The sequence below is a fragment of the Bradyrhizobium icense genome (assembly GCF_001693385.1).
Taxonomy (GTDB): Bacteria; Pseudomonadota; Alphaproteobacteria; order Rhizobiales; family Xanthobacteraceae; genus Bradyrhizobium; species Bradyrhizobium icense.
Genome location: NZ_CP016428.1, coordinates 5,916,663 through 5,938,017, shown reverse-complemented (window position 1 = coordinate 5,938,017; position 21,355 = coordinate 5,916,663). Strand labels below are relative to the sequence as shown.

Genomic DNA, 21,355 nt, shown 5'->3' with positions numbered 1-21,355 from the left:
GGCGAGGGCGCTTCGCCGCAGAACTCATTGAGGCCGCGAGATTTCCTGGATGGGGCAAAGGGCTGCCGCTGGAACTGGGTCGCAGGGCCGCGCTTTGGCGCGGGCGGCCCGGCTTTGCCTTGGCCGGCCGCTCGCTCTCGTCCTCTTGCTCGCCGGGCTCGCTATTTCGCAGCCCTGCCGGGCCGACGATCCCGTGCGGGGGGAGGCCACGTTTACGTCCGGAGGCGGCTTCGCGCGGCTGGTATTGAAGCTGGCCGAGGACGTCGAATCCGACGTTTCGACCGCGGGTTCGATCATTATCATCCATTTCAAGCGCCCGGTGGACATTCCCGTCGACAAGCTGTCGGATGCCGTCCCCGATTATGTCGGCTCGGCGCGGCGCGATCCCGACGGTACGGCGATCCGGCTGTCGCTGGCGCGGCGGGCAACCGTCAACACCATGACGGCGGGGGAGCGGATCTTCGTCGACTTCCTGCCCGATGGCTGGACCGGGCCGCCGCCCCCGCTTCCTGCCGCGGTCGTTCGCGAACTGGCGGACCGGGCGCGGGCCGCCGAGCGCGCGCTCCGCGCCCAGCTTGCGGTCGCATCCGCGAAGAAGAAGCCCCCGGTGCGCGTCCGCGCCTCGGTGCAGCCGACCTTCGTCCGCTTCGTGTTCGAGATGCCCGACGGCGTCAACGTCTCGTCGGTGCTGAACGATCAGAAGCTGACGCTGCAGTTCAACAGCGTGCTCAATTTCGACCTGGCGGATGCGAAGGTGGCGGCGCCGCCGAATATCGCCTCGATCAACCAGCGCGCCGACGTCGACTCTTCTGCCGTCGACATCGTGCTGATCGGCGAGGTCGACGTCCATTCCTTCCGCGAGGAAAAGAACTATGTGATCGACGTCGCCTTCCAGCAGCCGGAAAAGCCCGCGCTGGCCGAGCCCCAAGCCGCAGCCAAACCGGCCGTGCCGGCCAAGCCGGGACCTGCCTCGCGGATTTCGCGCGACAAGGCCTTGAAGGAATCGCCGCCACCACAGCAGCCAGCCGAAATTCCGCCCGTCACTTCGGAGGCGATTGCCGAACAGGCCGGGATCGAAATCAGGCCCGCGCAGGTGAATGAAGCACCGGCCGCTGCGGAGGCCGCAATGCCTGACGTCGAAAAGGCGCCGCGGGCCAATGGCAACGCTATTCCCACGACCGGGAAGATGGCCGCTGCATCGGAAAAAACGTCGGCTCCGGCGGAAGCCGTGAAAGCGGCGCAACCCGCCGAACCGATCCAGGCCACCGCGGCGGAGCCGCCAAAGCCTGTGGCACCCAAGCAAGCTCAATCTTCCGTGGAGCCGCCGACGAAGGCCGCGCCGGCGGCGTTCAGTTCGCCGCCGGAAGGCGGTGCCAAGGACAAGACCCCCGCCGTCGAGGCAAGGCGTGACAGCGACGGCCTGCGCGTGACCTTCTCCTTTGCCGCTCCGACCCCGGCTGCGCTGTTTCGCCGTGCCGACACGGTATGGCTGGTGTTCGACCAGACCAAGCCGGTCGATATCGAGCCGATCCGTAGCAAGGGCGGCGCCATCATTGGCGATGTCAGCCGGCTGCCGCTGGAAAAGGGCCAGGTCATTCGCATCCGCCTCAACCGGCCGCAGATCCCTTCGCTCGAAAGCGAAGGCCGCTCCAACGGCACCGAGTGGACGCTGACCTTCGCTGACCGCGGCCAGACGCCGCCGTTGCCGCTGATGGTGCTGCGGAACATCACCGATCCCGCGCTTGCCAATGTCACCGTGCCGCTGGCCAATCCCGGCGCGATGCACCGGCTGGTCGATCCCGACGCAGGCGATACGCTGTGGGTCGTGACCGCGCCGCCACCGACCCGCGGCCTCATCAAGCGGCAGGATTTCGTCGAACTGTCGCTGCTGGAATCGGTGCACGGCGTGGTGGTGCATCCGAACTCCGACGATATCAAAGCCGAGGTCGGTGCCGACAAGGTGATGCTCGGCCGGCCCGGCGGATTGACGTTGTCGTCCGCCGACGTCGCGGCCGAACGCGCCACCGCGGCGGTGAGGCCGTTGTTCGACGCCGATGAATGGCGCAAGAACCGGGAAGAGAAATTCCTGGCCCGGTTGGATGCGTTGATCAAGGCCGCGGCCGCCGCGGGGCCTGAGCAAAAGGCGCACGCCCGCCTCGAACTTGCGAACTTCTACATGTCGCGCGGCATGTATCAGGAGGCGAGAGGGGTGACGAACCTCATCCTCTCCGAGACCATCCAAGGGAACGAAGACGCCGCCGTGCTGATGGTGCACGCGGTCGCCAGCATCTTGATCGGGCATCCCGAGCACGCGCTGAAGGACCTCGCCAATCCGGCGATCGGCAACAGCTACGATTCCCAATTGTGGAAGGGCTTTGCGTTCGCCCGCCAGGAAAAATGGGCGGACGCACGTGAAAAGTTCAAGAACGCCGAATTCTCGATCGCCGCGCTGCCGCCGGAACTGCAGCGCATCGTCACCGTAGACGCAATGCGGGCTTCGCTCGAGGTGAAGGACTATGCCGGTGCCTCGCGGCGGCGCAGCGAACTCCAGGTGATCGGCGTTCCCGCCGAGATGAAGCCTGAAATCGCGGTGCTGCGCGGGCGCCTAGCCGAGGCACTGGGACACGAAAAGGACGCGCTCGATGCTTACGGGTTTGCGGCGCAGTCCCGCGACCGGCAGGCGTCTGCGGAAGCGAGGCTGCTGGAGGCCCTGCTGCGGCACCGGCGCGGCGAACTCGGTCAGGCCGAGTTGATGCGCGAACTGGAGATCTTGTCGGTCATCTGGCGTGGCGACGAGATCGAGTTGAAGGCATTGAACAAGCTGACGCAGCTCTATGCCCAAAACGGGCGCTATGCCGAGGCGCTCGCCGCCGCCAAGACCGCGACGAAGCTGCAGCCCAACTCCGAACTGTCGCGGCAGGGCCAGGATGCGGCGTCCGCGCTGTTCACGGAGCTCTATCTCGGCCAGAAGGCCGATGACATGAAGCCGGTCGATGCACTCGCCATGTTCTATGAGTATCGTGAATTGACGCCGATCGGCCGTCGTGGTGATGAAATGATCCGGCGCCTCGCGGACCGGCTGGCCGCCATCGACCTGCTCGACCAGGCCGCTGAACTGCTGCAATATCAGGTCGACAAACGCCTGGAAGGCGCCGCGCGCGCGCAGGTGGCGGCCCGGCTTGCCATGGTCTACCTGGCCAACCGCAAACCAGACCGGGCGATCACGGCGCTGCGCCTGACGCGGATTGCCGATCTGTCCGGGGAATTGCGGCAGCAGCGGCTACTCCTGGAGGCACGGGCCCAGAGCGACGTCGGTCGCCACGACCTCGCGCTCGATATCATCTCCAACATCACCGGACGCGAAGCGATCCGGCTGCGCTCCGACATCTATTGGGCCTCGCGGCAGTGGCGGGAGGCTTCCGAGCAGATCGAACTGTACTACGCGGACCGTTGGCGGGATTTCAAACCGCTGAACGCCGCCGAGAAGAGCGACGTGATCCGCGCGGTCGTCGGCTATGCGCTGGCCGAGGATGCGATCGGCCTGGCCCGTTTCCGCGAGAAATACGCGCCCCTGATGACTGGCGAGGCCGACCGGTTCGCATTCGAGACCGCGAGCAAGCCGGCCGCCTCCAACAGCGCCGAATTCGCTCTGATTGCCAAGATGGCCGCCAGCGTCGACACGCTCGACGGCTTCATCCGTGAAATGAGGATCCGCTTCCCGGATGCGACAGCTCGCGCGCCGCTGTCGCCGGAAATCTCCAAGGGCGAGCCGGTCCACACCGGCGCCTTGCCGGCGATGGCCGGCATCAGGCGGATCGGCGCGGCGAAGTAATGGCAGGTCCGACAACGAAGCCTGACCTCCGGTTAGTTAGCCCCAGCGGTTGCGCTAAACCTCCACGCGTTCATAATTCGTGAATTGAATTTGCCGCTGACCGGATCATGGTTGTTCACCGACCAGTTCGTGTGACCGAGTGTGACATCCAGATGATGGATGCTCGGTTATTCATCCCGGTGCACGACTCGCCGCTATGCACGCAACTTTCGAGCCGAGCTGACGCGGTACCATAGGTTATTTGTCAGCCCCACCCTTCATCTTTTTGCGACGCGTCCGTGCCTGCTTGATCGCAGCTATTGGCTTGCTCACGAAGTGCTTTAGTTCCTCAGGTTTCTGCGGCCGCGCGACGCTGCGACGGCTGCTGATGTCTCGAACTCCGGGACGAAAGACATGCTGAAACGATCACGTAATTTTCTTCCGGCGGCGGCCGCGAGCTTCATCTTCATATCGTCGGTCATATGGCTTGTTCTGGATGCCGATCTGCATTCGAAAAACGCGAGCGCCGCCACGTCAACCGTCGTGCGACCCGAGGCCATGGCTCCGGAGCTTTTCCAAATGGCTCACGCCGCTAACCAAATGACGATGAAGATACTTGAATTGGATCGGGCGAAGCATCTCGCTTTCTGGACCTCCGTGCTGAAAAATAAGAAGCGGGCTTGTGGCGCTGTTGTTCGGAGCGCCTATCAAGGTGGCACTGAATCCGGGATCGATAACTGGAGCGTCAGTTGTCAGGATGGTCACAAATATTCGATAACTATCAACCCCGACGAGCAGGACGCAGCCTGCATTCGAAATACTTTTGCCGGAATCTCTGAATAGCGCTTGGGAGGCCTGCTCCTGTGGCCTCAGATCAGACCAAACGCAAGCTCGCTGCCATTTTCGCCGCCGATATTGCCGGCTACAGCCAATTGATGGGTGCGGACGAGGAGGGCACGCTCGCTCGCCTCAAGGAGCTTCGCAGTGAACTGATCGATCCAAAGAACAAGCAGCATCACGGTCGCATCGTGAAAACGACCGGCGACGGAATCCTAATTGAGTTTCCGAGCGTGGTCGATTCAGTTCGCTGCGCGATCGACATTCAGCAGGGCATGGTCGAACGCAACGCCGGGGTGCCGCGGGAGAAACGAATTGAATTTCGCGTGGGGGTCAATCTTGGGGACGTGATGATAGAAGGCCGTGACCTCTATGGCGATGGTGTGAATATCGCGGCGCGTCTTGAGGCGCTCGCCGAACCTGGCGGCATATGTATATCCGAGACGGTCCTCAATCACGCGCGCGATAAGGTACCTTTCGATATCGAGGATGCGGGTGAGCAGACGCTGAAGAATATCGCCCGACCTGTCCATGTTTACCGCATCATCATCGACGCAAGTCAGCGGCCTGCGACTCCCAGGTCTAATCGCGCGACGTTGGCGTTGCCGGACAAGCCATCCGTCGCCGTACTGCCGTTCAACAACATGAGCGGCGACCCCGAGCAGGAATTCGTCTCCGACGGGATTGTCGAGGATGTGATCACAGCGTTATCGCGCTATCCCTCGCTGTTCGTTATCGCTCGAAACTCGTCCTTCACTTACAAAGGTCGGATGGTCGACGTGAGGCAGGCCGGGCGTGAACTTGGCGTGCGCTATGTGCTCGAAGGCAGCGTGCGCAAGGCGGGTAATCGCATCCGCGTGACCGCACAATTGGTGGAGGCGGAAACCAGCAATCACGTCTGGGCCGAGCGATACGACCGCGATCTCGCCGATATTTTCGCTGTGCAGGATGAACTCACTGAAGCACTGACCACCGCGCTGGCCCCCGCCATTGCAGGCGCCGAGCTGCGTCGGGCGATGCGCAAGCCGCCGGGGAGCCTTGATGCCTGGGCGGCCTATCAGCGCGGTTTGTGGCATTTGAGCAAGGCCACTGCGGATGACGATCGGAGGGCAGCGGAATTTTTCAAGCAAGCAATCGATCACGACCCGACCTTTGCCGGCGGCTACAGCGCGCTCGCCCTGTATCAGCTGCAAGCGGCCGCAATTTACCAAACCCTGGAGCTGGCAGGGGCGCAACGTTCGGCCGAGGGCTTGGCCCGCCGAGCGGTCGCTCTTGATGGGGCCGATGCGGAAGCCCGTTCGTGCCTCGGCTGGGCCTTGCAATCGCGCGGCGAGGCGGACGGCGCGTTGGCGGAGATCGAGCGAGCTCTCGCGATGAGTCCTAACCTCGCGATCGCGCACGGCCACCGAGGCGCGACGCTGATCTTCGCGGGACGGCCGAAGGAGGGACTCACAGCTCTCGAAAAGTGTATCAGGCTCGATCCGCGTGATCCCTATCTAGCGGTACGTTTATTGCACATTGCGTCCGGGTTATATTTTTGCGGTGAATACGAGGCTTCTCTCGAGGCGTCGAAGCGGCTGTTGCGGTCGTATCCCGATTTTCCGATGATCTACCGCTGGGTCGCGGCGGCGCTGGGCCAGCTTGGACGCACAGCGGAAGCGAACGAAGCATTGGAGCTGGCCGTTTCCCACGCACCGGCGGCCTTCGATATGTATGTTCGCAACAGAGCTCCGTGGTTTCGGCCGGACGCCCACGCCCATCTGGTCGAGGGTTTACGCAAGGCTGGCTGGAAGGGTTGAAGCTGCGTTGACGGGGCCAAGGCGAGCCAAAGCGTGTCCCATGGCCTGGACCCAATGTCCTCCCGACACGTTATCGCGAGGGAGGATTGATCGAAGCCGGCCATGGAAACATTTGAGGCCTATCTCGACAGGAAATACGAGGAACTCACGTTATTGAGCGGCTTCCTCGACGCCCCCTTGCCGCTGCGGCGTCCGACCTCAGTGCCCGAGGTGATTGAGCACAAATTTCACATCGCCGCCGCCCTGAAGGCGCAGCATGCGCTGCACGATTGGGCGCTCACAGAAACTGCCTGGGCACATCCGGGCCGGCTCCGTGCCGGGCCGTTCCAGTTCAGCTACGACTATCAGCGCGCAGACCTCGAAGTGCGCGGCCCATCCTTTTACCAGTTCGACCATTCGACAGCGGCGAACCAGACCATCTATACGTCCTCCGGGATGGCGGCGATATCGGCACTGCTGCTGGCCTTCGCACGTTTGGTGCCTGAGGCCGACATCCTGGCTTTGCCTGGCTCCTATGGCGAGACCCTGGAGCTGATCGAAAATCATGCACGTCAGTTTCGCCTGGTCCTCCTGAAAAGCTCTCCCGACGAGGTCGCCTCTGATGCCGGCCCATCCCGAATTCTTCTGTTCGATTCCTGCACGCCCGCTGCCGCATTCGAGGCGACGCTCCGTTGCGAAACGCCGCAGCTCGATCTTGTAATTTTCGATACGACCTGCTTCTCGACGGGCTCGGGGCGGATCCGCCGGGTTGTGAGCTGGGCGCGACGTTGGGAAGTCCCGATCGTGCTCGTGCGTAGCCATACCAAGCTCGACTCCCTCGGGGTGGAGTACGGGCGGCTCGGCTCTGCAGTTCTCGTCGCCTGCGAAAAGCACGTCGCCCCGGCCAAGCAGGAGCGGCTAGAGGGCCTCGCCAGCGAAATGCGCAATGCCGTGCGACTGTTCGGCGGCGCGGCGGTGCCTGCGCATTTCCCGCCCTACGTCGGAACGAAAACCTATCGGGCTCTGACTGACAGGCGGGTGGCGGCTATTTTGCGCAACAGCAGGCGGACGGCACGCTGCTTTGCGTCCGCGCTCGCCGGCTCAGCGGCGGAGCTGCATTTCGCGCACGGTCTCTATGTCACACTGGCGCCGAAGCGGATGCTCGACGAGAAGCCGACAAAGCAAATGGCGGCGGAGTTGTGCGACGACCTGAGAAGGGACGGATTGCTGCTGCGGCATGCCGGCAGTTTCGGATTCGATTTCGGCGCAGCGGAGTGGTTCCGCGATATCGCACGTAATCGCCACTTGGTCAGGATCGCGGTGCCTGATCTTCCGACGCCGCTGTGGGACCAGGTCGCTCGAGCCGTAGTGCAATGGTGGTCGGCGCATGAGGAGGAAAATTTTCAGCCCGCGGGCTTGCCCACGATTGCGCCTGCATAGGAGCCGCGTTTCGACCGAGGCCCTCTGCGGAGCGCGAGCGTGATGGATGAAATCCTGCGCTGGGCGGCGACCGCCGGAACGATCGGAGCCGGGCTGATCCTGGCTGCCCGGGCCCGGCCACGAACTACCGGCTGGGCGTTCGTGGTACTCGCCGCGGCATCGACAATCTGGATCGTCGTCGGCTATCTGACTGCGGAATATGCACTGATGGTGCAAAACGTCGTGGTGACACTCATCAATCTGTTCGGCATTTACCGATGGCTGATCTGGAAGGGAGAGGTATGAAGAGGTCCGGCTCGGCCGAGCTCTAGTCCGACGTGCTACAGCCTAATTTTTGACGAGTTGGCCCGTTAGGGAAGGCTTCAGCGTCTCTCTGGCGCCTCCTGCAATCGTTTCTAGCCAGCCGCCCAATGCCACTGACCCGGGACCGAATCATAGGACACGACAACGAACGCTTGGCGTTCAGGTTCACCATGCTGAACGACGCGGATACGGTCGAGTGCCAGATCAGCGACGCCGCGATGGATGAACTCGGAGGCGTCAAAGGGACGGAGAGCATGGCAAGGCAGGCGCAGTTCTTGTCGCTGAGGGACACCGTCGAGAGCATCGCATCCGAGATTTTCGACAAAGGGCCGTGCGTAAAGGGACAGATCGTCAGGATCTTCACCAAGCATGTGCAGAAATTGCCGCCATCGCTGACGGATCCAATCGCTGCCGATTCGGAGCCGGATGCGGGCCAAGCCGCTTCGCTGCGGATCATTGCCGAAACGAGGACGGCGAGTGCGGTGCAGTAACGCCGCCGCGTTTCCGTCGGCCCCGATAGCGGCTGTATGACTTGAAGGAGTGAACGGCAGTCGCTCCCCATCACACCGTGAAAATTCGCCCCGGGTTCAGGATGTTCTTCGGGTCGAGCGCGCGCTTGAGCGTGCGCATGGTTTCGATTTCCTCTTCGGTGCGGCTCATTTTGAGGTAGGGCCGCTTCAGGATGCCGATGCCGTGTTCGGCCGAGATCGAGCCGCCGAATTCGCCGGTGATGTCGTAGACGAGCTTCTCGAATTCGTCGCGCTTGTCGGGTGTGTGCTCGTGATGCACGTTGAGGTGCAGATTGCCGTCGCCGGCATGGCCGAACACAATGGCAAACGCGTGCGGATCGATGGCCCTGACCCGCGATCCGATGGTGTCGGCATATTCCTCCATCCGGCCGATGGCGAGGCTGACATCGAAGCCGAGGCGGGCGGTGTATGGGAAGGTACGGCCGAGTTCAACGCTGGAATCGCGGATTCGCCAGATCGCGGCGGCGGATGCATGCGAGGTCGAGAGCGTGGCGTCGAGGATCAGGTTGTCGCCCATCGCCGTCTCGAGCAGTTTCTCGAGATCGGCATGGATGCGCTCGGGATCGCTGCCGGAAGCCTCCAGCAGCACGTAGAACGGATGATGGGTCGGCAGCGGTCCGGCCACGCCCTTCACGCGCTCGACCGTGAGGCGGTAGTAGGCATTCCACATCACTTCGAATGCGGTCAATTCGCCGCCGAGACTTTCCCGCGCCATCCTCAGGAATGTCGTGACCTGGCCGAACGAAGGCAGGGCGCACAACGCCACCTGCCGCTCCGCCGGCGCGGGAAAGACACGCAGCGCGGCGCGCGTCACGACGCCGAGGATGCCTTCGCTGCCGATGAAAAGCTGCTTTAAATCGATGCCGGTGTTGTTCTTGATGTATTTGCGCAGGCCCTTCAGAACGGTGCCGTCGGCGGTGACGACCTCGAGACCGAGAATCAGGTCACGCGTCATGCCGTAGCGGATGACGCGGTTGCCGCCGGCATTGGTCGAGATGTTGCCGCCGATGGTGCAACTGCCGCGCGCGCCGAGGTCGAGCGGAAACATCAGGCCGTCCTGCTCGACCCGCTCCTGCAGCTTTTGCAGCGGCGTGCCGGCCTGCGCGATGGCGACGCCGGCGGAGGCATCGACCTCTTCGACGCTATTCATGCGCTCCATCGACAGCACGATTTCGTTCGCATTCGGCAGCGCGCCGCGGACCAGCCCGGTCATGCCGCCTTGTGTCGTAACGGGTACGCCTTCGCGATGACAGAGCCGCAGCAGCACGGAGACGTCCTCCGTCGTTCTGGGGCGGACGACTGCGCGCGGTTTAGGCACTGGATTGCCGGCGAGGTCGTGGTGATAGCGCGTGTCGATGTCAGCGCCTGATAGCACGGCGCCCTTGCCGAGCGTGTTGTGCAGTTCGTCAACAAAATCCTCGGACATGCCCCAGCCTCTTCTTCACGCGGAGTTTGGCCGAAGCTTTACATACGGCATGGCCGGGAAGAAACCCGGTCCGGCGAGGGGAAGCGCGTTTTTAAGGACTATCGTGATTCGTGCCGGTACGATTGTGGCCGACGCGTCACCTTGAGCGATGACGAGTCGCGTTTTTCCCGCCGCTCGGGCTCGATCGAGGTGATCTGGTTGCAAGCGTCGCACTTGTAGACGTAGACGAGTGGGCGCAATCCGATCCGGGGCAGCTTTCCGATCCTGACCGTGCCAACGCCGCAAATTTCGCAGCGCGGCGGCAAACCGGTCTCTGAATCCGGAGCGGGCATATTCAAATTATCGCTGAGCAACAAATGAAAGTACGAGCGAGACTGGCTCTTGATTGCATCTTAATCGTGGAGAATTGAGTCCGTAAGACTACGAGGTTAGCGGCGAATTCACGGTCGCCGTCGATCTTTTGCCACCAAATCGACCCCGACCGGGCATCCAAACAACACACTGTGCGGTGCACATTCGGGCCGCCAGCGCACTACCACATCGAATCCATCCGGGATCGAATCCGACCGGATTCTGCATTGGTGAGGCGTGCAAAAAATGTCTTCCAACGGTCACGACACATCGATGCGAGCAGCGCTGGCGACCGCGGAGGCTGCCGCATCCCGCCCATCGCCCGCCGACAGGTTCAATATTGATCGGGAAGGGCCGGCGAAACGCGCCGGAAAACTACGGGCGCTACAGCAGCGATTGCAGAAACTGAACGAATATTGCGATGAGGCGGTTGCGGAAATCCGCGCCTCGCTCGATCGGGCACCGCCGCGCTCGGAGGGGCACCTGTAAGAGCGGGCGCGAGGTTTCCGGGGGATTGGATCGTGCGCGCGTTTGCGGCAGATCAAGGCCCGCCGGTTAGGATTTCTTAGAGTGATTTCTGTACCGAGCGGCCCCTCGTTCCGGACGGGGCAGTTCCGGTTGGAGGCCCGGACTGCAGGGCACTTCGGGCCTCGCTTTTCTCCACTCGAAGCAAGACACCCCGAGGCGGATGGCGCTTCGGCAATCTCACTTCTTGTCGATCTTCGTGACGGCGTCGGTCTTGTCGATCTTCGTGATGGTCTTGGTCCCCGGTGTGTCGTTCACGGCGAACGTGACCCTGTCGCCGGCGTGCAGGGCGTTCAGCCGCGCGCCATCCTGAATCTTGAACTCTTCGGTCGCGGCGCCGGTGTTCGCACCGGTGGTGCCTTCCGGCATATCCCTGATCGAGATGGTGCCGCTGATCCGATCTATTCGGGTCACCATTCCGGTCTTCATTTGCTGGGCAAGAGCCGACGTCCCGGCGATGCTGAGGGCCGCGGTGGCAGCCATAATCATCCCTGCGATTTTCATGAAACACTCCCGGCTGTGAGGCATCGGAGATAAGCCGGGATTGTGGCAATAGTTCCGGCACCGGAGCGGGAGCGCGACTTCTTGTTTGCCATCGAACGGGACAGGTGCGGGAGCAAACAGGACCGGATTCAATCAGACGCCTTGATCGCGGCGCGATCGGGCTAGGCCGCACCGGCCTCGGGCTCGAGCTCTGTTTCCGTCACCGTGCGGTTGCGGCCGAGTCGCTTGGCTTGATAAAGCCCGCGGTCGCAGCGCTCGATCATGGCTTCCGCTGATTCGGCGAGGCGGAATTGTGACACGCCTATTGAAACCGTAATGCTGCCGATCTCCTTGCCCGTCGCACGGCGTGTCAGCTTCGCTTCGGCAATGCGGCGGCGAATGCGCTCGGCAACGGCTGTGCAAGCCTGCAGATCGGCCCCCGGCAGCACCGCGATCAACTCCTCGCCGCCGTAGCGGGCGGCGAGATCGACTTCGCGAACGCCTTCCTGCAAGACCTTGGCTACCAGCCGAAGCACCTGATCGCCGACCTGATGGCCATAATCGTCGTTGAATTTCTTGAAGTGATCGATGTCGATCAGGAAGACGCTGAGCGGTTCGTCCCTTTCCATTGCCGCGATCTGGGCGAGGCGAAGAAATTCATCCATCGAGTGGCGGTTGGCCAGCCCGGTGAGAGCATCGGTATTGGAGCGTTGCTCGGCCGCTTTGAGCGAGTCGCGGATGCTGTCGAGTTCCTCCGAGGTGGCGGCGAAGTTTGCCTCCAGCGTTGCGGCTCGCGCCGTCGCCTTTGACAATTCGTCCACCAGCTTCGCAATGATCGCCCGGGGATCGCCGGTAGCGGCCGCCTCGGAAGACACTTCACCGAGCGCCTCTATGTGGCTGCGGTTGTCGGTGACGGCAGCGTTGAGGAATTCCTGCGCGGTCTCGATCAGCCCGCTCAATTGATCCGGAAGATCGCCAAACGGATCGGCGCCGGCCTGCGCCACATAGGTGATATAGAGTTCGTGGTTGGTTGCAGCGTCGAATTTGCGCCTGCCCGCGATCAGGATGTCGATGGTCTTTCGCAGTGCCAGCGAACCGCCCAGGGCATATTCGAACCAGACGGCGAAATTCGTGGGAGTGGGAGGGACCGACTGCTGCGCCATCAACCGCATAGCCCGGTCGGCAATCGTCGTGGCGTATTCGACGTCCATGTCGCCGATCGGCTGGCCTGCCATTTCTGATCCGGTGATGCGTTCGGTAAGTCTGTTCCCTAGCATCCATTGTGCACGAAGGAACTAATCTCACCTTAAATTCCTTGGGAAACTCCGCCGCAAATACGTAACCAATATTGACCTAATTGTGCGCGGGACCGGCAGGAATGGGTTGCTAGCCCCCGCCATAGCTTTGTACCAGGCTCCCAGCCACCAGCGACCAGCCGTCGACCAGCACAAAAAAGATTAACTTAAACGGCAGCGACACCACGACCGGCGGCAGCATCATCATACCCATCGACATCAGGACGGATGCGACCACGAGATCGATAATCAGGAAGGGGAGGAAGAGCAGGAAGCCGATCTCAAAGGCGCGCTTCAGTTCGGAGATCATGAAGGCCGGGACCAGAATCCGCAGCGACAGGTCTTCCGGCGTCGCCGGCGGCGGCTCGCCCGACAGGTCCACGAACAGCTTCAGATCCTTTTCGCGGACATTCTTCTGCATGAAGCCGCGGAGCGGCACAGCGGCCTTTTGCAGCGCTTCCTCGACGCCGAGCTCGTTGGCGACCAGGGGCTTGATGCCATCGTCATAGGACTTCTGCAGCACCGGCCCCATCACGAACGCGGTTAGGAACATCGCAAGCGCAATGATCACGGAGTTGGGTGGGGCGGTCGCGGTGCCGAGCGCCGTGCGCAGCAGCGACAGCACGACGACGATCCGTGTGAACGACGTCATCATGATCAGGATCGACGGCGCGATCGACAGCACCGTCAACAGCGCGATCAATTGGATCGCGCGTTCGGTCACCCCGCCGCCGCCCTGGCCGAGACTGATGCTGATGTCCTGCGCCAGCGCCGGATCGGCGAGCGATCCGGCGACTGTCAGGATTAAGAAAAATAAAACTCTACGCGGAGAAGTCGCCGGCCTCACGAAGGGTTCTTCGGACGGCCCAGCAAGGACGCCATCTCGTCTTCGAGATTCTCAAAGCCACTCTTCTGCGGAGCGGGGCTGGGAGCGGGAGCGGGAGGCTCGCTGCGACCGGTACGGGCAGGCGGCGTTTCCGGCGCTACCGGCGGTGCCACCGGTTCGGCCGGCCGGCGCAGGGCGGCTTCCAGCCGCTGCGCCATCTCGGCGAGATTCTGATCGGCGCTCGACGGTGCGGGGGCTGGAGGGGGCGGAGGCGGCGGAGCCGCGGCTGCACGTTCCGGCGCGCGGACGGGCGGCACCTCACGGACAGGCGGTGCTTCGCGGGCTATCGGTGCCTCGCGGACTGACGCCGCGTCGCGGACCGGCACTGTGTCACGAACCGGTGGTGCCTCACGAACTGGCGGTGCCTCACGAACTGGCGGTGCCTTGGGCAACTCGCGCTGCGGCCGGGGCATCAGCGGTTCGGGGCGGGTCAGGCGCGGCGGCGATGATTCGGGACGACCGCTGATCGATTCCGGCGCAAAGCCCGTCAGTGGGTCGCCGCGACGTTCCGGCATCGGCGGGGCCGCGGGGCGGCGGATATCGTCCGCGAAAGAGGGACGAGCGGGGCGCAGCGGCGGCTCCGGCATTTGCGGTTCGGCGTGATGGTCGAAGGCCTCCGTCGATCGCAAATCGGATCTCGCCGCTTCCTCGCTCCAGGCGGCGTCGGGCAATGGCGCAATCCGCGGCGGCTGCTCGCCGACCGCCGGGCGCGGCGCCATCTGATCGCGATTGGGCGTTGCACGCACGATGTTGGGTTCGACCACGATGTCGCTCGGACCGCCGATCATCAGCAGGTGCTCGACATTGTCGCGCCGCACCAGCACGAGGCGCCGGCGGCCGTCCACAGCAGCGGCGTCGATCACGGCGAGGCGCGGCATCCGCCCGCGCTGGGTGTTGGCGCCGAGGCGGTTGTTGGCAAACCGGCGGACCAGCCATGCGGCTACGCCGATCAGCGCCAGAACGGCGATGAATGCGAAGAGGAATGTCAGTGTCTGCATTCTTTAGTCCCCGGCCACGGGCCGTTCTCTTGATGCTGGCTTCGACGAGTGCGGTCTTAGGTCTTCCTGTCCGAGCATGATCCCTTCGGGAATGCGGTTCCCGTCTGCCGGATCAAGCCCTGAGCGATCCGCAACCGGCGAATCACGCCCGAGATCAGCCTTATTTCTTAATCCCCGCGGCGAACGCCGCCATCCGGTTAATTAATAGACCAAGAATCGCTTGACCCAAAACGACTTCTGAGCGCCCCAGGCCGCGTTGGTTGCGGCTGGTTAACGCAGTTTTCGTGGCGAAAATGCGCTCGTTTTGCGGGCATTGGCCGACGTCTACGGCCGCAGGCGCGATTTTAACCAGCCGTTAACCATACACCGGGCAAATTCTGCCTACCTCGCGGCGTCTGCCAGAGGTTAACGGGGAACAGCTCGCGATGGCCATCAACGACCTTCCGATCCTGTCGGCGCTGCGTACCAAGATGCAGTGGCACCAGGAGCGCCAGCGCGTGCTCGCCGAAAACGTATCCAATGCCAACACCCCGAATTTCAGGCCGAGCGACCTGGTCGAACCGAAGTTCGACAACAAGGGCGCGAATGTCGGCGGTGCGATGGGTTCGCTCGCCATGCTGCGCACGAGCGCCACCCATATCGGCGTCGCCGGCGGCCGCCAGAGCTTCAGGGGGGACGGCGGCAGGAGCGGCTTCTTGACCAAGCCTGCCGGCAATTCGGTCAATCTGGAAGACCAGATGCTGAAGGTCTCGGCCAACCAGATGGATTATGCGGCCGCCACTTCCCTCTACAGCCGCAGCCTCGGCCTGCTCAAAACCGCCATCGGCAAACGCTGACGCCCGCGATTAGGAGAACCGGATCATGGCAGATGATGGAAGCGATTTCGCCCGCTCGATGAGCATCGCGACCTCCGGCCTGCGCGCGCAGGCGGGGCGGATGCGGGTGATCTCGGAAAACATCGCCAATGCGGAGTCCACCGCGCCATCGGCGGGCGGCGATCCCTATCGCCGCAAGGTGCCGACATTCTCGTCAGCGCTCGACCGCACGCTGGACGCCCGCGTGGTGACGCTCGGCAAGGTCAGGGCTGACCAGTCGGCGTTTCGCGTCAAGCACGAGCCGAGCAATCCGGCGGCGGATGCGGCCGGCAACGTCAAATATCCGAACGTCAATCCGCTGGTTGAAATGACCGACATGCGCGAGGCGCAGCGGTCCTACGAAGCCAACCTCAACATCATCAGCGCCACGCGCCGCATGATTCAACGCACCCTCGACATCCTCAAGGCCTGAACAGGAACCATAGAAAATGGCTTCACCCACCGTTGCAGCAAACGCCTACGCCGCGCTTTCGCGCATCATGGAAACCGGCGGCGCAGAGAAGGGCGGCCAATCCACCGGCGGCCCGTCCTTCAGCGCGCTGCTCAAGGACGCGGTGGGAAGCGTGCTGGACGCCGGCAAGAAATCCGATGCCCAGACCATGGCGATGACCTCGGGCAAAGCCAACGTGATGGACGTGGTGACGGCAGTCGCGGAGACCGACGTCGCGGTCTCGACCCTGGTGTCGGTGCGCGACCGGGTGATCCAGTCCTACGAAGACATTATGAAGATGCCGATTTGAGGAGGGCGAGTAGCGAAAAGGGAATGGCGAGTAGGCAAACACTGCCGCATTTCCTGGCCCCATTCGCTATTCCGCTCGCCATTCGCGGGCCTTTGAATGACAGAACAGGGAACTGAGAGACTGAAATGACCGGTGCTGAAACTCTCGACGTGGCGCGCGATGCGATCTGGACCATCGTGGTGGTGTCGTCGCCCCTGATGGTGATTGGCCTGGTGGTCGGCGTCGTGGTCTCGCTGTTCCAGGCGCTGACCCAGATCCAGGAACAGACGCTGATCTTCGTGCCGAAGATCCTCGCAATCTTCGTCACGCTGTTGCTTGCGCTGCCGTTCATGGCCGATTCGCTGCACGGTCACATGATGCGGATATCGTCGCGAATCATAGGCGGTTGATGCATTGTGAATAAATGCGCGTCGACATATCGCTGCTGCCGGCCCTTGCCGCCACCTTCATGCTGGTGTTTGCCCGCGTGGGCGCCATGGTGATGCTTTTGCCGGGGTTTGGCGAGAGCAATATCCCGGTGCGCATCAAGCTCGCGATCGCGCTTCTCCTGACGCTGATCATCCTGCCGCTGCACCGCACGGCCTATCAGGTCGACTTGACGTCGATGGCCTCGCTCGCCGTGTTGATGGTGCACGAGATCGTCATCGGCATCGTGCTCGGCGCCACCGCGCGCGTCACGCTGTCGGCGTTGTCGGTTGCGGGATCGGTAATCGCCCAGCAACTCGGCCTCGGTTTTGTCACCGCGGTCGACCCGACGCAGGGGCAGCAGGGCCTCTTGATCGGCAACTTCCTCACCATTCTCGGCATGACGCTGCTGTTTGCCACCGACAGCCATCATCTCGTGATCGCGGCGCTGAACGAGAGCTATCGTATTTTTTCGCCCGGCGAACTGATGCCGAGCGGCGACGTCGCGGCGCTCGCCACGCGCGCCTTTGCCACTGCCTTCAAGATCGGCATACAGCTTTCGGCGCCGTTTCTGGTGTTCGGCCTCGTCTTCAATATCGGGCTTGGCGTGCTGGCGCGGCTGATGCCGGCGATGCAGGTCTATTTCGTGGGCGTGCCGCTGTCGATCATGGTGGGCTTTTTGATCTTCGGCCTCGTCCTCACCGGAATGATGGCGACCTATCTCAACTACTTTACCGGCGTGATGCACGAGCTGACGCCACTGAAATAGAGCATGATCCGGAAATGTGGGTACCGGTTTTCCGAGAAGATCATGCTCAAACAAAAACTAGAGCGCCGCGATGGCCGACGATTCAGACGACAAAACAGAAGACCCTACGCAAAAACGTCTCGACGATGCGCTTGCCAAGGGCGACGTCGCCAAGAGCCAGGAGGTCAACACCTGGTTCATCATCGCTGGCGGCACGCTGATATTATCGACGTTCGCGGGGTCGATCGGCGGCGGCATCCTGATGCCGCTGCGCAACCTGATCGCCAATGCAGGCCAGCTTCGCACCGACGGCGCGGCGCTGCTCGCGCTCGGCAACACGCTGGGCTATGCCGTGCTCGGCGCGATCGGCGTGCCGCTATTGATGCTGGCGCTTTCCGCGATCGCCGGCAACATGATCCAGCACCGGCTGGTGTGGTCGTCGGAATCGCTGAAACCGAAGTTCAGCAAGGTGTCCCCCGGTGCGGGACTGAAACGCATCTTCGGCAAGCAGGCGGTGGCGAATTTCGCCAAGGGCCTGTTCAAGCTGATCGCGCTCGGTGCCGTCATGATGGCGGTGCTGTGGCCCGAACGTGATCGCCTGGAATCGTTCCTGATGTTCGATCCTTCAGCGATCCTCGGCGTTACCACCGGCCTGACGCTGCAGTTGATGGGCGCAGTGGTGGCGATGCTGGCGGCAGTCGCGATCGCCGACTATTTCTTCCAGTACCGGCAGTGGTTCGAGCGCCAGAAGATGTCGCTGCAGGAGATCAAGGACGAGTTCAAGCAGTCCGAAGGCGATCCCCACATCAAGGGCCGTATCAGGCAGTTGCGGGTGCAGCGGATGAAGAAGCGCATGATGGCCGCCGTTCCCAACGCCAGCGTCGTCATCACTAACCCGACCCACTATTCGGTGGCGCTGTCCTACGATCGCGGCATGACGGCGCCGGTCTGCGTCGCCAAGGGCGTCGACAACATCGCGTTCAAGATCCGGGAAATCGCCAGGAAGCACGACATTCCGATCGTGGAGAATGTGCCGCTGGCGCGCGCGCTCCATGCCACTGTCGATATCGACGAGGAGATTCCGGTCGAGCACTATCACGCGGTCGCCGAGATCATCGGTTATGTCATGCGCCTCAGGAACGGGTTTGCTAGCCGAAGGATGTGAGGGGAACCGCTGGAAAACGCCTTGAAATGCCTTCAATCTGTCAAATAACCGCCTGATGGACTTGCGCTTGCGGGTCCGATTCAGGCACTCAGGAGCGGCGCGCGGATCAGCGCGTCACCTCCTTGCCGACGGGCAGTGCCTCTTCAGATGACCGCCGAAACCGACAGCCATCCGCCCACCGAGCCCTTCGCGGCCCACGAGCCGGCGCGGCGGGGCGGCAGCATCGTGCTGGTGTTGCTGGTAGCCGCCGGTATTGTCGCGATGGCGGTGGCTCTGATGACCATCGGCCGCGCCCAGGCCCAGCCCTATATCCTCGGCGTGCTGGCCCTTTTGGCCATGGTCGGCCTGTTCAATCTGTTCGCTTTTGCCGCCGGTATCATCCGCTTCACCGACCGCACCTCCGACGATCCGGTGATGGGCCGCATCGCCGATCACGCCTATGACGGGCTGGCGGTGACCGACCCCAAAGGCCACGTGGTCTATTCCAATGCCGCCTATCAGGCGCTGACCGGGGCGGCCACGCCGCAGGACGTGCGGCCGGTCGAGCGCGTCTTCATCGGTAATCCCGACGTCTCTGAAGCCGTGTTCCGCCTGCTCAAGGCCGCCCGCGAAGGCAAGCGGCAGCAGGAGGAGGTCCGGATCGCCGGCTCTGACGGCGCGCAGGGCCGCTGGCTGCGGATGCGGGTTCGCCCGCTCGGCCAGAGCAAGCGCGAAGCAAAATACGCGGTGTGGTCGATCGCCGACATCACGCGGGACCGCGAGCGCCAGGAAGATGTGTTTCGGGAACTGCAGCACGCGATCGAATATCTCGATCATGCGCCATGCGGCTTCTTCTCGGTCGATCCGGCCGGCGACGTCATCTATGTCAACGCCACGCTGGCGAACTGGCTCGACTACGATCTCGCCGAGATTGGATCCGGCGGGTTGAAGCTTACCGATATCGTCTCCGGCGATGGCGCCGCGCTCCTGACCTCGATCGTCGCGGTACCCGGCGAGGTCAAAACCGAAGTATTCGACATCGATCTGCGCATGCGCGGCGGCAAGACCATGCCGGTCCGGCTCTATCACAAGCTCGCCTTCGGCGCCGACGGCTCGCCCGGTTCATCGCGCACGCTCGTGATCAGCCGCACGCGCGACGAGCATTCCGACCCCGAACGAGCCGCCGAAGTCCGCTTCATGCGGTTCTTCGACCATACGCCGATGGCGATTGCGACGGTGGACCGCGGCGGTACGGTGGTGCGCGCCAACGCCCGCTTCGCCAAGCTTGCGCAAAGCCTGGGCTCCGATGGTGCGGCCAACAAGTCGATCTTCCGCACGGTAAATGCGCGCGAGCGTAGCCTTCTGATCTCGGCGATCAACCAGGCGGCCGAAGGGCAGGGCGACATCGCGCCGGTGGAAGTCATGCTCGACGGCGCCAAGGAGCGCTGGGGACAGTTCTTCGTCACCGCGGTCGAGGAGGACGAGCGCGATACCGAAGCCGCCATCGTCTATCTGCTCGAGACCACCGAGCGCCGCACGCTGGAAAACCAGATCAATCAGTCGCAGAAGATGGACATGGTCGGCCAGCTCGCCGGCGGCATCGCGCACGACTTCAACAACGTGCTCTCGGCCATCATGATGGCGAACGACTTCCTCCTGAACGCGCACAAGCCGACCGATCCGTCGTTCCAGGACATCATGCAGATCAAGCAGAACGCGACCCGCGCGGCGACGCTGGTGCGGCAACTGCTCGCGTTCTCGCGCCGCCAGACGCTGCGGCCGCAGGTGCTCGACCTCGGCGATGCACTTTCCGACCTAACCATGCTGCTGCGCCGCCTGATCGGCGAGAAGGTCAAGCTCGACCTCGTGCACGGTCGCGATCTCTGGCCGGTCAAGGTCGACGTCTCGCAGTTCGAACAAGTGGTCGTCAATCTCGCGGTGAACGCGCGCGATGCGATGCCCGATGGCGGCAAGCTGACGGTAAGGACCGCCAACGTGACGGTAGACGAAGCCGCCCAGCTTTCGCACAAGGGCATGCCGGCCGCCGATTATGTGCGGATCGACATTTCCGATACCGGCACCGGAATCCCGGCCGAGATCGTCGACAAGATCTTCGAGCCATTCTTTTCGACCAAGGAGGTCGGCAAGGGCACCGGGCTCGGCCTCTCCACGGTGTATGGCATCGTCAAGCAAACCGGCGGCTTCATCTATGTCGATTCCACGCCGGGCGAAGGCACCACTTTCCGCATCTTCTTGCCGCGTCATCGGCCCGAACTGGAAGCGCAGCCGGAGGCGCACGCCGCCAATGGTGCGGCCAAGGAAGGGGCGGCCGAACCGCCGAAGCCGCGGCCCGACCTGACGGGGCAGGGCACCATCCTGCTGGTGGAAGACGAGGAGGGCTTGCGCTCGCTGAACGCACGCGGCCTGCGTTCGCGCGGCTACAGCGTGATCGAGGCCTCCAACGGCATCGAGGCGATGGAGGCGCTGGACGAAAAGGACGGTGCGGTGGATCTCGTCGTTTCCGACGTGGTGATGCCGGAAATGGACGGCCCGACGCTGCTGCGCGAAATGCGCAAGCGCAATCCAAATCTCAAGATCATCTTCGTCTCAGGTTACGCTGAAGAAGCTTTCGACAAAAGCTTGCCGGAGAACGAACAATTCGCCTTCCTGCCGAAGCCGTTTGCGCTGTCAGCGCTGGTCGAGAAGGTGAAGGAAACGATGACGGCGTCGTGACGTCTGGCCGGGCGCTAATCGGTTCCAGCCGGGCAGGGTGCCGGCCG

18 protein-coding genes are annotated in these 21,355 nt (G+C 63.0%); 13 read left to right on the top strand and 5 right to left on the bottom strand.

Annotation, left to right across the window (positions count from 1 at the left end; genetic code table 11):
- Window positions 1-49 precede the first annotated feature (49 nt).
- From LMTR13_RS27780 to LMTR13_RS27755, 6 genes are all read left to right on the top strand, one after another.
- Entirely contained in the window at window positions 50-3,832 is a 3,783-nt protein-coding gene (locus tag LMTR13_RS27780) for an ATP-binding protein (protein WP_065730552.1), read from the top strand.
- Window positions 3,833-4,225: 393 nt separating this feature from the next.
- Window positions 4,226-4,654 carry a hypothetical protein gene (locus tag LMTR13_RS27775; protein ID WP_065730551.1) on the top strand — a complete coding sequence of 143 codons (429 nt, stop codon included), beginning with the start codon at window positions 4,226-4,228 and terminating at the stop codon, window positions 4,652-4,654.
- Window positions 4,655-4,674: 20 nt separating this feature from the next.
- Window positions 4,675-6,447, top strand: coding sequence for an adenylate/guanylate cyclase domain-containing protein (locus LMTR13_RS27770; RefSeq protein WP_065730550.1), 1,773 nt, complete (start codon window positions 4,675-4,677; stop codon window positions 6,445-6,447).
- Between the two features lie 102 nt (window positions 6,448-6,549).
- Window positions 6,550-7,866 carry a hypothetical protein gene (locus tag LMTR13_RS27765; RefSeq protein ID WP_065730549.1) on the top strand — a complete coding sequence of 439 codons (1,317 nt, stop codon included), beginning with the start codon at window positions 6,550-6,552 and terminating at the stop codon, window positions 7,864-7,866.
- A 39-nt stretch (window positions 7,867-7,905) separates the two neighbouring features.
- A complete protein-coding gene (locus tag LMTR13_RS27760; RefSeq protein ID WP_156795834.1) occupies window positions 7,906-8,151 on the top strand; it encodes a hypothetical protein in 246 nt (81 codons plus the stop codon).
- A 170-nt stretch (window positions 8,152-8,321) separates the two neighbouring features.
- Window positions 8,322-8,660 carry a DUF1488 family protein gene (locus tag LMTR13_RS27755; RefSeq protein WP_236843176.1) on the top strand — a complete coding sequence of 113 codons (339 nt, stop codon included), beginning with the start codon at window positions 8,322-8,324 and terminating at the stop codon, window positions 8,658-8,660.
- Window positions 8,661-8,730: 70 nt separating this feature from the next.
- Here LMTR13_RS27755 and LMTR13_RS27750 read toward each other — a convergent pair whose 3' ends face one another.
- The 5 genes from LMTR13_RS27750 to LMTR13_RS27720 all read right to left on the bottom strand — a co-directional run bounded on the left by LMTR13_RS27750 (window position 8,731) and on the right by LMTR13_RS27720 (window position 14,663).
- A complete protein-coding gene (locus LMTR13_RS27750; protein WP_065730547.1) occupies window positions 8,731-10,125 on the bottom strand; it encodes an FAD-binding oxidoreductase in 1,395 nt (464 codons plus the stop codon).
- 1,056 nt (window positions 10,126-11,181) lie between these two features.
- Window positions 11,182-11,505 carry a copper-binding protein gene (locus LMTR13_RS27735; RefSeq protein WP_065730544.1) on the bottom strand — a complete coding sequence of 108 codons (324 nt, stop codon included), beginning with the start codon at window positions 11,503-11,505 and terminating at the stop codon, window positions 11,182-11,184.
- 161 nt (window positions 11,506-11,666) lie between these two features.
- Window positions 11,667-12,647, bottom strand: coding sequence for a GGDEF domain-containing protein (locus LMTR13_RS27730; protein ID WP_065733022.1), 981 nt, complete (start codon window positions 12,645-12,647; stop codon window positions 11,667-11,669).
- Between the two features lie 223 nt (window positions 12,648-12,870).
- Window positions 12,871-13,626 carry a flagellar type III secretion system pore protein FliP gene (gene fliP, locus LMTR13_RS27725; protein WP_065730543.1) on the bottom strand — a complete coding sequence of 252 codons (756 nt, stop codon included), beginning with the start codon at window positions 13,624-13,626 and terminating at the stop codon, window positions 12,871-12,873.
- The gene (locus LMTR13_RS27720) at window positions 13,623-14,663 is read right to left on the bottom strand and encodes a flagellar biosynthetic protein FliO (RefSeq protein ID WP_065730542.1); all 1,041 of its coding nucleotides are present in this window, start codon (window positions 14,661-14,663) and stop codon (window positions 13,623-13,625) included. The genes fliP and LMTR13_RS27720 overlap by 4 nt, the downstream gene beginning before the upstream one ends.
- Window positions 14,664-15,088: 425 nt before the next feature.
- Between LMTR13_RS27720 and flgB the strand changes: the two genes are divergently transcribed.
- From flgB to cckA, 7 genes are all read left to right on the top strand, one after another.
- Window positions 15,089-15,499 (top strand): flagellar basal body rod protein FlgB, encoded by a 411-nt coding sequence (gene flgB / locus LMTR13_RS27715; protein WP_065730541.1) that lies wholly within the window; start codon window positions 15,089-15,091, stop codon window positions 15,497-15,499.
- A gap of 25 nt (window positions 15,500-15,524) precedes the next feature.
- Entirely contained in the window at window positions 15,525-15,950 is a 426-nt protein-coding gene (gene flgC, locus LMTR13_RS27710; RefSeq protein WP_057846814.1) for a flagellar basal body rod protein FlgC, read from the top strand.
- Between the two features lie 16 nt (window positions 15,951-15,966).
- On the top strand, window positions 15,967-16,278 hold the full coding sequence (gene fliE / locus LMTR13_RS27705) for a flagellar hook-basal body complex protein FliE (protein WP_065730540.1): 312 nt from the start codon (window positions 15,967-15,969) through the stop codon (window positions 16,276-16,278).
- Window positions 16,279-16,403: 125 nt separating this feature from the next.
- Complete coding sequence (fliQ, locus tag LMTR13_RS27700; protein ID WP_057860162.1) at window positions 16,404-16,667, top strand: flagellar biosynthesis protein FliQ; 264 nt, start codon at window positions 16,404-16,406, stop codon at window positions 16,665-16,667.
- 14 nt (window positions 16,668-16,681) lie between these two features.
- Window positions 16,682-17,452: a flagellar biosynthetic protein FliR gene (gene fliR, locus LMTR13_RS27695; RefSeq protein ID WP_065730539.1), complete on the top strand. Its 771-nt coding sequence runs from the start codon at window positions 16,682-16,684 to the stop codon at window positions 17,450-17,452.
- Between the two features lie 70 nt (window positions 17,453-17,522).
- Window positions 17,523-18,596 (top strand): flagellar biosynthesis protein FlhB, encoded by a 1,074-nt coding sequence (flhB, locus tag LMTR13_RS27690; RefSeq protein ID WP_065730538.1) that lies wholly within the window; start codon window positions 17,523-17,525, stop codon window positions 18,594-18,596.
- Window positions 18,597-18,743: 147 nt separating this feature from the next.
- A complete protein-coding gene (gene cckA / locus LMTR13_RS27685) occupies window positions 18,744-21,308 on the top strand; it encodes a cell cycle histidine kinase CckA (RefSeq protein ID WP_065730537.1) in 2,565 nt (854 codons plus the stop codon).
- The last annotated feature ends 47 nt before the right edge of the window (window positions 21,309-21,355 follow it).